At 63.6% G+C, this 12,534-nt stretch carries 9 protein-coding genes; 3 read left to right on the top strand and 6 right to left on the bottom strand.

Annotation, left to right across the window (positions count from 1 at the left end; genetic code table 11):
- Nucleotides 1-118: 118 nt before the first annotated feature.
- The 3 genes from G6N50_RS02335 to G6N50_RS02325 form a co-directional block, all read right to left on the bottom strand.
- The gene (locus G6N50_RS02335) at nucleotides 119-322 is read right to left on the bottom strand and encodes an ATP-binding protein (protein WP_083094927.1); all 204 of its coding nucleotides are present in this window, start codon (nucleotides 320-322) and stop codon (nucleotides 119-121) included.
- A gap of 440 nt (nucleotides 323-762) precedes the next feature.
- Nucleotides 763-2,262: a wax ester/triacylglycerol synthase domain-containing protein gene (locus G6N50_RS02330; RefSeq protein WP_232069035.1), complete on the bottom strand. Its 1,500-nt coding sequence runs from the start codon at nucleotides 2,260-2,262 to the stop codon at nucleotides 763-765.
- A 382-nt stretch (nucleotides 2,263-2,644) separates the two neighbouring features.
- The gene (locus G6N50_RS02325) at nucleotides 2,645-3,202 is read right to left on the bottom strand and encodes a DUF5994 family protein (protein WP_372509920.1); all 558 of its coding nucleotides are present in this window, start codon (nucleotides 3,200-3,202) and stop codon (nucleotides 2,645-2,647) included.
- Between the two features lie 720 nt (nucleotides 3,203-3,922).
- Between G6N50_RS02325 and G6N50_RS02320 the strand changes: the two genes are divergently transcribed.
- Both G6N50_RS02320 and G6N50_RS02315 read left to right on the top strand, forming a co-directional pair.
- Complete coding sequence (locus G6N50_RS02320; protein ID WP_179970086.1) at nucleotides 3,923-4,726, top strand: transglutaminase-like domain-containing protein; 804 nt, start codon at nucleotides 3,923-3,925, stop codon at nucleotides 4,724-4,726.
- A 166-nt stretch (nucleotides 4,727-4,892) separates the two neighbouring features.
- Nucleotides 4,893-5,360 carry a DUF5994 family protein gene (locus G6N50_RS02315; RefSeq protein ID WP_083094931.1) on the top strand — a complete coding sequence of 156 codons (468 nt, stop codon included), beginning with the start codon at nucleotides 4,893-4,895 and terminating at the stop codon, nucleotides 5,358-5,360.
- Between the two features lie 504 nt (nucleotides 5,361-5,864).
- Here the strand turns inward: G6N50_RS02315 and G6N50_RS02310 are convergent.
- From G6N50_RS02310 to G6N50_RS02300, 3 genes are all read right to left on the bottom strand, one after another.
- On the bottom strand, nucleotides 5,865-6,917 hold the full coding sequence (locus tag G6N50_RS02310) for a glycosyltransferase (RefSeq protein WP_083094932.1): 1,053 nt from the start codon (nucleotides 6,915-6,917) through the stop codon (nucleotides 5,865-5,867).
- Complete coding sequence (locus G6N50_RS02305) at nucleotides 6,914-8,026, bottom strand: glycosyltransferase (RefSeq protein ID WP_083094933.1); 1,113 nt, start codon at nucleotides 8,024-8,026, stop codon at nucleotides 6,914-6,916. The genes G6N50_RS02310 and G6N50_RS02305 overlap by 4 nt, the downstream gene beginning before the upstream one ends.
- 602 nt (nucleotides 8,027-8,628) lie before the next feature.
- Nucleotides 8,629-9,879, bottom strand: a complete 1,251-nt coding sequence (locus tag G6N50_RS02300) for a fatty acid desaturase family protein (protein WP_083094934.1) — start codon at nucleotides 9,877-9,879, stop codon at nucleotides 8,629-8,631.
- A 982-nt stretch (nucleotides 9,880-10,861) separates the two neighbouring features.
- Between G6N50_RS02300 and G6N50_RS02295 the strand changes: the two genes are divergently transcribed.
- A complete protein-coding gene (locus G6N50_RS02295) occupies nucleotides 10,862-12,496 on the top strand; it encodes a fatty acyl-AMP ligase (RefSeq protein WP_083094935.1) in 1,635 nt (544 codons plus the stop codon).
- Nucleotides 12,497-12,534: the final 38 nt, after the last annotated feature.

Below are 12,534 nucleotides of genomic sequence, written 5' to 3'. Positions count from 1 at the left end.
CGTGGCCACCGCTGTCGTATGGAGGTACGGGTCCTGCAGCGGTATGCGCCAGCAGACGTGAATGCCGCCGTCTGGTGGGGCTAGTGATCATGCCGTGGCCGCCGAGGTCCTCGCCGGATTAGGCAATATTGGCCAGGCCAATTCGGCGCCGGTCGTCCGAGGGGATTCCGCGTCCGTCACCAGCGATCTCGATGAGTAGTTCGTCGGTGACACTGACCTCGACGGTGATGTTTGCGGCCCCTGATTGCCACACCGCGTTGCTGAGCACTTCGACGACAACAACTTCCGCGTCGTCGGCGAGTCCATCGCTCACCATGGCCATCAGCCTGACGATGATGTTTCTCGGCCGGGAATTACCGAACCGCCCGCACAGTGCCGCACACGTTTGACAGGCCCTCGCAGTCGGCCACGGTCGCACTCCCCTGGCCCAGGTCACGTACACAACACCGCAAAGCGCGGAAGTTGGCGATATCCGGGCCGCGACTCGTGCTGCGAATGCGACGAACCTGGGCATGGACAAGGCCGGCGCCGCTGTAGCGACCCGGCCTCTAACTCCCCAAGTGGCTTCCTACAGAAACCCAGGGACCTATTCAAAAACCCTACAGCATCCCAGCCAAGGGCCCGCAATCACGGCGAAAGGCCCTCCGAATTCTCAAGACTCGAGCCAAACTTCCGGACGAGTTGCCATGTTCTCCAATGTTGTACATCGCGCGGTCAATGCAGCCGAGGTCATACCGACAGCACGGGGACTTACTTGAGCCATCAATAGGGCTGGCCGCGTCCACGATTCGCGGGATGTGACGTCATCTCTGTGACGACGGAACGGCCTTGCCCGCGAGGAGATTCCTGTGCGGCCGCCAGCAGAATATCGACAGAGTTCATGATCCCGGTCGCGATATCGTCGACCGCAGGCACATTGTCCGGGCACGCACACACGCTCACATCCAGCTCGTCATCACGGCAGGTCAGCGCAATGTTTAACCCACTTTCCTCGGCTAGGGGCGCCACGGTATGCATGCCGACGACCTTGGCGCCGGCACAGTACGCCGGCACCGGCTCAACGGCAATGGAGGAGACACTGCCGTGACAGATCGGCCTGAGCTGATGCCGCAGGCCTGATCGGGTGTAGAGCTGCATACCCACCTGAGCTATGGTCGGCGGGATAAGCGAGGCCATGCTCTCCAAATCAATTGGAGAAGACCTACTTTCGTTGTCGCGGCCCCGGATCGCGTTCAATCTTTCGGTGGCGGTATGGAGATTGGCGAGGACCTGCACAGGGTCGTCGAGGTGTACCGGGATGCGAAGCCGCCCGATAGTCAACGCCCTGCCAACCCTAGGGGGATCCGTGACTGGTAGCTCGAACGGCATCCGCATCAGCAGCGGATCGTCGGGTACCTCGTCGTGCCGTTGCAGCCATGCGCGCAATGACAGTGTGCAGGCAGTTAGAACAACGTTGGTGATGCTGCCCCCGAACGCCTTGCTGACCGTCTTCACGTCAGCCAGCGGGATCGAGGCGAAGGCCACTGCGCGCCGCTTGGTCAGCGGCGCGTTAAACACTGTGTGCGGCACCGGACCGCTCATCGACGATGCCACCGGGGCAATCGGGATCCCTACGCGCATGCGGAGCAGCCGACCACTTACGGCCTGCAGCACACCAGATATCGTCTCGGCGATCAGCCACATTCCGGCGACATGGTTTTCGACGATCTCGGTCATCACATCGGTAACGAGGTCGCCGACGGAGGGCGAGCCTAAGCTAGGCTCGGTCGACAGATTGTTGGCCGGGTCGGCGTGCGGTCCGGTGGTCAGCAGCCGCGGCCACAAGGACGCTGCTCCTGCCGCCCCGTCGTTCAGTGCAGGCGACATCTTCACCGCCAACGCCCACCGGCCGCCTGCCAGTCCGTTGATACTCCACGCTTCCCACAGCCGGCTAAGGCCATCCAGTCGCCCGGCACTCAACTCCGCGATGAGATCGGCGAACTCCCGCCGACCGCCGGGAGCGCGAACCGTTGCGCGATGAATTTGCGAAGAAGGGTCATAGTCGTCAATCTCGGCCCACACGGGCTGCCCCACGCCCAGCGGCTTGGTCACCAGGCGGCTGCGAAATCGCGCCAGTTGCGGCAGCGACGCGGCCACCAATTGGTGTAGCCGCTGGTGGCTGAGCTGATCGGACGCATCGATGATCACCAGCGTAACCGTGTGCGCAGGCGTCCTCGAACTCTGTGTGTGCAGCGACAGCGCATCGGTCCCCGACAATCGCATAACCATCAGCGTCCCCCCTTTCTGCAACGAAATCTCTTGAGGCACAGCCTCTACCAACACTTGCCAACGGTGATGCGGACAGAATCACTCCACCAACGGGGGTCGCCTTCGTCGGTGACGAGTCGTTCACTTCGCTTGTGCCAGTTGCTTCCTCAATGCGATGAGTTGACTCTCGAGTTCAACCACGGCATGTGCGACGACGCTGGACGCCAAGGCGGCGCGCGCAGCCACGGTAGTCGGCCCGGGGGTCGTCGAATTGTCAATGTCCTCGAGTCGCCGAACCATGCGTCGCGAGACTGTTGCCTCGGCGGGGAGGTCGTCAATACCGAAGTCGCTGAAGGCTCTGAATACTGTGTCGTCACTTGTCATAGTCGTGTTGTCCCTAGCTATGGTGCGACGGAGGCGCGAGGGCCATAGGGGGAAGAGGACGGGAAGACCCGCCCCAGGACCGGGGTCGTTCCCGACGATCGGCTGTTTTGCCCTGCGTTGCGAATTCCCAGCGCTCGCGCGCGGCGTCCCTCCTGGTGCGGCTTTCCCGGTCTTCCACGCTGATCATGAGCAGGGTATCGACGCTCGACACGTCGCCCGGAGCGGCAGCTGCCATCACAATCCTGTGCGCTTGATCGGGGTCGAGGTGAAATGGGACAACCAGCAAGCCATACTTATTGCCTTTGGAGTCAAGGACTTCGACCGTATTGGGCGGATGGCCGCGGTGTCCGTCAAGTTTGACCACATGTCCGCCGCTCACAAGTTCGGCGGGCGTTATTCTCCATTCGGTGTTGTTGTACATCACACAACTGATCGCACCTAGACGCATCGACAGAACCGCGATCAAATCTGGCAGTTGCGTCATCAGGTCATCACTGTGTGGCCACCATGCGCCATCCACATACCCGATGCCACGCGCGGCGGGTTTCCACCGAAACCTCGCCGCATGGATGCCCCGTGTGGTGTCCCACCTCGAGCTGTTGCGGGCTTGCCCTAGCGTCACCGCGACGCTCCCGTCTTGACCGCGATACCGGCCAATCATTCGAATCGGCGACGACATGACCCAGAACGATCACAAACGAAATACCGCCGATACGTTGTCACCCTACTCCGATCTGGGCTGGGCCAAAGGGACGCTAGCGACCAACGCTCTGCCGGCCCGGTTTCTGCTACATCAGGCCTAAGGGCCATGGATCGAGTAACCCCTGCCGAAAGTGATTCACCCGCGAAGCGGCATCAAGACCGAAGGTCCACGCCGAATTAGCGTCTCTATCAACGAGACGTGCTGCGTTTGTACACACAGTGAAGAGTCGACGGCGGCCGGCCTGGTGCTGACTGCTTAACACCACAGTTGCGCACCAACGGCCATCTAGCAACAGACCACAAGAACGCAACTTGCTCAATCGGTCGCTGGGTCCCAGGGTATGCGATGAGCGGCACAGATAGAAGATTGAACTTGGACCACTTGTCGACGGTGTTATCGGGCAATGATGATCTTGGGCGGGGCGGACGCGCTGACAAACGACTGTTGCGGCACCGACGATTTCGGCACCTTGTCCCTGCTAAGGATCCCGTTCGGGTCTGGCGGAGGCATGTGCAGGGAACGCGCCATCCCCTGCCCAGCGCCGCCGCACGGCTGGCGGATCCGGAACGACTGGCGGATGATCACGCCATGAGACGCGAAGTGGGCGCCGAGATCGAAGTCGACATCACCGCACCCACGACGCTGGAGTTTCAGATTGCTGTTGCCCCGCATCCACGCACTGAGGTCTTTGAATCGCTGCGCTTCGTCCTGGACGGACGGCCTATCCAGGCCATGGAAATCAGCGGTGTACATGGCAACCGCATCCACAAGTTCGACGCAGCAGTAGGCACACTGAAAGTCGACTACTCGGCGACGATCGTGGGTCAAACCGATCCGGCGCCAGTGACCGAATACGACCAGTCGATGTATCTGCGACCCAGCCGCTACGCCGAGGCCGATAAGTTCTACGGTTTCGCCGCAACCGAATTCGGCACCTATGGAGATTCGGCGACGCTGTTGGAGAATGTGAGCTCGTGGGTGGGTACGAGGCTGAACTATGTGCCCGGCTCAAGCGATCCGATCGACGGGGCGGTGGAAACCCTGCTCTCCGGCGCAGGCGTGTGCCGCGACTACGCGCATCTGGTGGTGGCGCTGCTGCGTGCGGTCAACGTCCCGGCCCGCCTGGTGTCGGTGTACGCGCCCGGGGTGCACCCGATGGACTTTCACGCGGTGGCCGAGGCTTTTGTCGAGGGGCAATGGCGGGTGGTCGATGCGACGCTGCTAGCGCCGCGGCAAACCCTGGTGCGGATAGCCACTGGTCGTGATGCCTCCGACACCGCGTTTCTCGACAATCACAGAGGCGCGATCACGCTGAACCGGCTGGTGGTGACCGCCGTCGTTGACGGCGACTTACCCCGGGATTCGATCGACCAACTCGTCTCCATCCGCTGAGAACGCCCGACCGGCTGGTTGCGACCATCAACGTGCCGTGGTTCGTTCCGGACCATCCGAGTAGCGTGGGAACCGTCGGCGATACTTCGCACCTGACTATTCAAAGCCATGTCGTCGCCGATTCGAATGATTTGGCCGGTCTCGCGGTCAAGACAGGAGCGTCGCTATGACGCCGAAACAAGACCACATGGACGTCGGACACCGGCAAACCCCACCGGTACACACACCGCGCCTGAGGCTAAAGCCCAAAGCGCCGCAGAGCGGGTCTGTCGATGGGGCATGGTGGCCGCACAGTGACGACCTTACGGCGGAGCTACCGGATCTGCTGGCGGTGCTGTCCGTTCGACTCGGGCCGATTGGCCGCGTGATCTACAACATCGACGAATGGGCAAAGCCGCCCGCTAAGTTCGCGGTCGGGAGACGGATGGTACGACTCGACGGATATCGCCTCCAGCCAGCCAACACCATCGAGGTCCTCGGACTCGATCGCAGCAAAATCGTCCTACTGGTCGTTTCCCCGCACGCCGACCCAGACCAGGCACACACGATCATGATGACAGCAGCCAGCCCCAACAATGCCTCGACCGTCGAGGGCCTCATGATCAGCCCGGAAGAAAAGGAGACCCGGGTATAGACCCGCGCAGCCAGTCATCGCGCAAAACCACTGGGGATCAATAAAGCTCGGCCGATATGGCCTTCACGTGCCGCACCGGACACTGCCATTCGCCGAGTGAGAACCTTATTTGTTACATCGCCGCTCCCGGTTCGTACGTCGTCATACCGGTACCGGGGTATGCTGCAGGCCTCGCGGGTTTGTCGAGTGCCGCCCTTCCGGTAGCCATCTGCGGTAGCTGAATTGGTAGACCGGAGCGTCACGTGGCGCCTCCTTTCCCCCGGCCCTTCAAGCACCACCCGATTAGCGCTACGCGGACGCGACGATACAAGCGCCGCCGTAGACGGCGCTTGGCGGCCAAAGTTCGGGAGTTCGGAGCAATCGGCACCGTTAAATTTGCACGAAAACTCCTGGGGCCGATCGGGTATCGGCCTCTTGGTCGATAACGTCACGCGGTGGTCACCACTCGAAGACCAAACTCGTGGCAGCAGTTGGCCGGTCCGGTCGGCCGGGAGCCATCGCGGGCTACGTATTGCGAACCCAACCCGCGTCGAAGTCATTGCGGCACAGTAGAAAATGTTGAGCATGCTGCAAAGTCGAGATCACCGCCACGGTCGCCTCCGCGCCCTGGTTATTGTCCACGCCGTCAGAGCGCAAACCGTCGTATCCACCACCTGTATCCGGGTCCCACATCGGCTCCCCCGCGTCGTTGTCTCCCATGAACCAGGCGGCTGCGGCATCGACGCCGGCCGGCCAGATCGGGTCGGTATCAACGGTGGCGGCGCGCGCGCACGCATCGGCGAGCGTGGACACCTCAGTCGGCCGCTGGTCGAATCCGGGCCGGGTGTCCTCGGCGCCTCTGCCCCCGGCAGGGGTGGGCGACAGATGACCGTCCACCGTTTCGACTGCGACCAGCCACGCCAACAGCTCCAAACCTCGCTCCCGCAGCGGCGCGTCGGCAAGCGCGGCGCCGGCAGCGATCATCGCCTCGGGCACAACGGCGTTGGCGTAGGTCAGTCGGGGCTCGGGCCACGGCCACCCCAGGTCTTTGTTCGGTGCAGGCACCGACAAGGCATAGTCGGTGAGCAGTGCGCGAGCCGCGCGGTGTGTTGGGTCGAAGACGAGAAGTTCGGCAGCACCGAGCGCCGCGAACGCCATCGCCCGCGGTAATGCCGAGCGCTCCTGGGCGGCACGCTCGAACTGCATGATGGCCGACTGGCGGGCCAAGCCGACATTACTGTGCGCGGCTGCGGTTCCCAGACCCCAGATGCACCGCCCCCAGGCGTCCTCGAGGGCGGGCTCGTCGACCCAACTTCCCGTGCCGTCCATCCGATTGCGGCATGCGCCAGTGAGAGCCTGTGCGTCGTTTAAGAACCGCAACGCAACACCTGCCAGACCGTTCAGTATTCGGTCGGGGCCATGGTCTCGGGTGGCGACAACAAGCACCCGCGCTACGTCGTCGGTGCAGTAACCGTGCTGGGGCAGGGGTTCGGCGAGCCGCGCGTGCACCAACGTGCCACGACGGTCGGTCAGCCGGAGCAAGTGATCGAAAATCGGCGCCGGAGACGTGGTGCTCATGCCCCTGCCCGTCGCTGCGCGAGGACCCGCTGCGCCAGCCGCTGATACGCGCGCGCGACGGTTGGCCAGGCCACCTCGGGCGCCAATCTCCTGGCCTCGGCCGCCATCGCACCGGCGAGGCGCGGCTCGGTCAGCACCCGGCGCAGGGCACAAGCCAGCGCATCCGGATCGTCATGCGCGACGACGATGCCGGCGCCACTGGCGAGCAGCTCGACGGCGTGCGGGAACGCGGTGGCCACGACCGGGCGGCCGCTCGCGATGGCGTCGACCAGAGCACTGGAGGTGACCTGATCGGTCGAGTCGTAGGGCAACACCACGACCGCCGCGGATTGCAAGAGGGCGGTGAGCATCGGAACGCTGCGGTGATCGGTGTCAAAGCACACCGAATCCGCGACACCGCTGCGCAGCGCCTGATCTATTCGGGCATTCCGGTACGCCTCGCCATCGGCGGCCAGCACCGTCGGGTGCGTTCTGCCCGCAACCAGATACCGCGGCCGGCCGGGCAGATCATTGAGCGACCCCATTACCTCGATCACCCGCTCGATGCCCTTGCCCGGGCCCAGCAGGCCCCGGGTCAACACGATGGGTCGACCGCTCCGCATGCACGGTGCCTTCGTCGGGACGGTCGCGCCGTGTGGGATGGTGGCGACTTTGTGGCGCGCGATGTCGAAGCCCCGGCGCAACCGTAGGCTGGCCGCCTCGGACATCACGACCACCTGATCCGCCCGGTCGGCGAGCACCTCGAGAAGCGAATGCTGTTGTGGCGTAGGGTCTTTCGGGATAGTGTGAGCGACCAAGATCGACGGTACGCGCAGTCTGTCGACGATGCCCATGACTTCGGCGCCGTCGACGCCTCCGTAGATGCCGTACTCATGCTGGATGACGGCGACGTCGCTCTGGTTCAGCAACTCGGCGCATGCTGCGACGGATGCCGCTGAGCCGTTGACCAGCTCTCCGACGACGCGGGTGCTCGCGGATGGCGGGCCGTCGGATACCCGAACGACGCTGACCTCGGCGCCGTTGGTGCTCAACCCGTCGGCCAGCGCGGCACTGAACGACGCCAGCCCCGACGGTGTCGGTGGATACGTACCCAGAATGCCGAAACTCATGGCGTCGGAAAGCCCCTGCCGCCCAGGGGAGTCCGTCGAACATGGAAATTCAACCAAGGCGCTCAAGGCAATCCCAACTAAAGGTGGCCACCTGCGTGCCCGGTATGAGCGGTTGCTCGGTGCGATCAGCGGCGTATGACTGACTCAGCCCGGACTGCCTGGATTTCCAACTCCTTTGAGGGTACACCCGCCAATGCGTCGCGGTGACGACCGAATATTCCCGCCGTGGGGTACAGTCGCAGAACCGGGACCACCCAGGCCCCCATGACAAAGGGGCCAGCGATGTCCGATAAGTCTCCTCGACGGGCCATGAGCAAAAAGTCCGGAAAGTCATTGAAGGAGAAGCGCGCCGACAAGCACGTCAAGGCAGCCCGCCGCGCCGCGGCCACCGATTCGCTGCTTCGCACCGAGAAGAGCTGAGGCACAACGCCGTTCGTTCGCACGAGCTGCCGCCTAACCGAAGTCCACCGCGCGCGTTGAAATGTGCCGGGCCGATTGCGCCCGGCCTGCCCGGCGATCGACGCTGCGACCGATACAGCCGAGGCGAAACACCGGTTTTAGCAAACGCCGATGGCCGGACCTTCAGAACCGGACGGGCGATGTCAGTTAGGGGCGCGCTTCGCGACGCCAGTTGCGATTGCTGCGATTGCTGTCTTGAGGCCCCGACGGCGCCCCGTTCCTAGGTCGATGCCGGCGAAACCCGGCTCCAAGTCGGTGAACATCCGCTCGCTGCGGGTCTCCGGAGCGTCGTCGGCGGTGTCGTGCAGGTAGCGATCCGGCAGCGACAGTTTGGCGATGGTGCGCCACGCCTTGCCGTACTGCACCAGGAACGAACCGGTGGTGTAGGGCAGGTCGTACTTGTCGCACACCTCGCGCACCCGCATCGAGATCTCGTGCAGCCGATTACTGGGCAGATCGGGGTAAAGGTGATGCTCGATCTGGTGACACAGGTTGCCGCTCATGAACCGCAGCGCCGCCCCCGCCTCGAAGTTGGCGCTACCCAGCATCTGGCGCAGATACCACTGGCCCCGGGTTTCGGCGATCATGTCGGTCTTGGTGAATTTCTCTGCGCCATCGGGGAAATGCCCGCAGAAGATCACCGCATTGGCCCAGACGTTGCGGATCACGTTGGCCACCACGTTGGCCTTCAGCGTCGATTGGTAGGTCGCGCCGGGCGACAGCGAGGTCAGCGCCGGGAACGCAATGTAGTCCTTGACCACCTGCCGTCCGGCCTTGGCCGAAAACTCGCGGATCTGCAGGAGGGTGATGTCACGATCCGGGCCGGCCTTCAAGATCTTCTCGAAATCGACGGTCTGCAAGCCAATTCCCCACTCGAACCAAAGCGCGAGGATGGCATTGAACAGCAGGTTGCCGACGTTAAAGCGCTCCCAGGGCTGGTCACGCGTGACTCGCAGGATGAAGTAGCCCACATCGTCATCCATGCCGAGGATGTTGGTGTACTTGTGGTGCTGAAAGTTGTGGGAGGAAATCCAGTGTTTTGATGCCGCACTCATGTCCCACTCCCATGTCGCAGAGTGGATCTCGGGATCGTTCATCCAGTTCCACTGGCCGTGCATGACGTTGTGGCCGATCTCCATGTTCTCGATGATCTTGGCCAGACCCAGGGTCACCGTTCCCGCCCACCACGCCAAGCGTTTCGAGCTACCGGTCAGCATGACCCGGCCGGCTGCCTCCAGGGCGCGTTGCGCGGCGATGGTGCGGCGGATGTAGCGCGCGTCGCGCTCGCCACGGGAATCCTCGATGTCCAGCCGGATCGCGTCCAGCTCAACGGCCAGATTCTCGATGTCGGCATCGGTTAGGTGAGCGAAGGCCGCAACGTCGGTAATCGCCATGTTTGCTCTCTTTCATCGAGCTTGTATGTCGGGTTCTCGGCGCTCATCGGCGACTAAGAATGCGGAACGGGCGCAGCCGCCGCGGCAAGCCACCCGACCAGCGCCTAATCGAATAGGCGAAGCCCCGTCTCGATGGTTTGACGCACCAGAACTGTGGAATGCGCCTTTCAGGCGCAGATGATTGCCGGCTGTTGTGATGGTTCTCCGGATCGCGGGCGAATGAGCGACATCCGCACGCTGTCCCGGAACGAAACGGATGGACCTTGGACTGTGCAGCGTGAGCAGGCGCTCATCAAGTTTCCCGGCTTACAGCCAAACTTGCTTCCCGACTGGCCGATGGAATCAGCACCAACAACGTTACGCCTCTCATAGACCCCGGGCTAGTTGCCCGCCGAGTGCGGTGTATCGGCGGTGCCCATCCGCGTGGCAGTACCGAACGGTCACCGCATCAGCAATTTCCGAGCACCCTGCGGTATCGTTTGTCACGGTTGATTGCCCAGCCTCCAGAAACGTGCGGCGGCGATCTGTAAGAGATCCCCGCCGCAATGTGACTGGATACCCGGTTAATTCGACGGTCGAAGGGTTGTCCTTTCGGACTGCCCCTGACGGAGTCCGGTGGTCAAGCCTTGGTCGCTGCCCCCCGTCCGCAGCATCGGCGCGCCCCGCTGGCTGATTGCCCGCAAGTATGTACCGTCAGTGTGTCTGAGTGCTCGAGACCGCGCTTCGATCGGAGCGACGAAACATCTGTGGCGCGCATGAAGAGGGCGCGCTCTGCCGCTGCTTTCATCGTCCACCTCATTTACCCGGCGGACGGCACTCCTAGCGCGCCAGCACCGGAATGCCGGCGCACTCCCACCATCTTCGACGACAGTTTGGCGCCGCAACACCGACGCATTGGCTTCGTCCGGGCGCGCGGGTCCGCAGTTAGACACCCCGGCGCACGGCGGACGCCGACTGCGGCGCCGGAGCCAAAGGAACGGTCTTGAGCAAATTCACCGAAACCATGTATGACACCGCCCAGTCCAGTTCGAAGGGCCTGGTCACCGGGGAGCCGAATTGTCCCGTCCGACACACCTGGGGCGAGGTGCATGAGCGCGCCCGTCGGATCGCGGGTGGCCTGGCCGCCGCGGGGGTCGACCGCGGTGACGCCGTCCCGGTGCTGGCGGGTGCTCCAGCCGAGATTGCGCCTGCCGGGCAGGGAATCTGGATGCGCGGCGCCAGCCTCACCATGCTCCATCAGCCCACGCCACGCACCGACCTTGGACGCTGGGCCGAGGAAACCGCCGCCGTCATCAAGATGATCGGCGCCAAAACGGTCGTCATCTCGGACCCTTTCGTGGCCGCGGCCCCACTTCTGGCCCAGCTGGGTCTGCGGGTGCTGACAATCGAGCAGCTGCTCGCCAACCGGCCGATCGATCCGGTCCCGACCGGCGAAGACGACGTTGCGTTGCTGCAGTTGACGTCTGGTTCTACCGGGTCGCCCAAGGCCGTTCAGGTTTCGCACCGCAATATCGTTTCCAACGCCGAGGCAATGTTCATCGGCGCAGAAGTCGACGTCGATACCGACGTGATCGTGAGCTGGCTGCCACTGTTCCACGACATGGGTATGACCGGTTTCTTGACCGTGCCAATGTATTTCGGTGCGGAGCTGGTCAAGGTTACGCCGATGGACTTCCTGTGCGACACGTTGCTGTGGGCGAAGCTCATCGACAAGTACAAGGGCACGATGACCGCCGCGCCGAATTTCGCCTACAAGATGTTCGCCAGACGCCTTCGTAAGCTGGCCCAGCCCGGCCAGTTCGACCTGTCCAGCCTGCGGTGGGCGCTGTCGGGCGCCGAACAAGTCGAACCGGCTGACGTCGAAGACTTTTGCGAAGCGGGCAAACCGTTCGGGCTACGTCCGGAGGCGATCCTGCCCGCATACGGTATGGCCGAAACGACCGTGGCCGTGTCGTTCTCCGAGTGCGGCGCGGGCTTGATGATCGACGAGGTTGACGCAGACCTGCTCGCCCTGCTCCACCGGGCGGTTCCGGCGACCAAGGGCAAAACCCGGCGACTGACAACGCTTGGCCGTCCGCTGAAGGGGCTGGAGGCGCGCATCATCGACGACGACGGCAACATCCTGTCCGCCCGCGGCGTCGGCGTCATTCAGGTGCGCGGCGAACCGGTGACGGCCGGTTACGTGACGATGGGCGGTTTCGTCGCGGCTCTGGACGACCAGGGTTGGTATGGCACCGGCGATTTGGGCTACCTCACCGAGACCGGACACCTCGTCGTCTGCGGCCGCGTCAAGGACGTAATCATCATGGCCGGCCGCAACGTCTACCCCACCGATATCGAACGTGCCGCCGGGCGCGTCTCCGGGGTCCGGCCCGGCTGTGCCGTGGCGGTGCGCCTGGATGCCGGACGGTCGCGGGAGACGTTCGCTGTCGCGGTGGAGTCCAATGACTGGCAGAACCCGGCCGAGGTGCGCCGCATCGAGCATCAGGTGACGCACGAGGTGGTCGCCGAGGTCGATGTCCGGCCTCGCAATGTGGTTGTGCTCGAGCCGGGAATGATCCCGAAGACGCCGTCGGGGAAGCTCCGACGCGTCCATACGCTGACGCTCGTCGGCTGACTCTGGGGACGCCGCGAAGAGTAAGTTTGTCGGAGGAG

The organism is Mycobacterium mantenii (assembly GCF_010731775.1).
Lineage (GTDB): Bacteria > Actinomycetota > Actinomycetes > Mycobacteriales > Mycobacteriaceae > Mycobacterium > Mycobacterium mantenii.
The sequence above is the reverse complement of the archived record's forward strand: the minus strand, read 5'-3'. Positions and strand labels throughout refer to the sequence as shown.

What these genes read in the sequence shown, in the direction of transcription:
- G6N50_RS02320 (WP_179970086.1), top strand. Translation starts at nt 3,923, where the DNA reads ATGAGACGCGAAGTGGGCGCCGAGATCGAAGTCGACATCACCGCACCC.
- G6N50_RS02300 (WP_083094934.1), bottom strand. Translation starts at nt 9,879, where the DNA reads ATGGCGATTACCGACGTTGCGGCCTTCGCTCACCTAACCGATGCCGAC.
- G6N50_RS02315 (WP_083094931.1), top strand. Translation starts at nt 4,893, where the DNA reads ATGACGCCGAAACAAGACCACATGGACGTCGGACACCGGCAAACCCCA.
- G6N50_RS02335 (WP_083094927.1), bottom strand. Translation starts at nt 322, where the DNA reads ATGGCCATGGTGAGCGATGGACTCGCCGACGACGCGGAAGTTGTTGTC.
- G6N50_RS02310 (WP_083094932.1), bottom strand. Translation starts at nt 6,917, where the DNA reads ATGAGCACCACGTCTCCGGCGCCGATTTTCGATCACTTGCTCCGGCTG.
- G6N50_RS02330 (WP_232069035.1), bottom strand. Translation starts at nt 2,262, where the DNA reads ATGCGATTGTCGGGGACCGATGCGCTGTCGCTGCACACACAGAGTTCG.
- G6N50_RS02305 (WP_083094933.1), bottom strand. Translation starts at nt 8,026, where the DNA reads ATGAGTTTCGGCATTCTGGGTACGTATCCACCGACACCGTCGGGGCTG.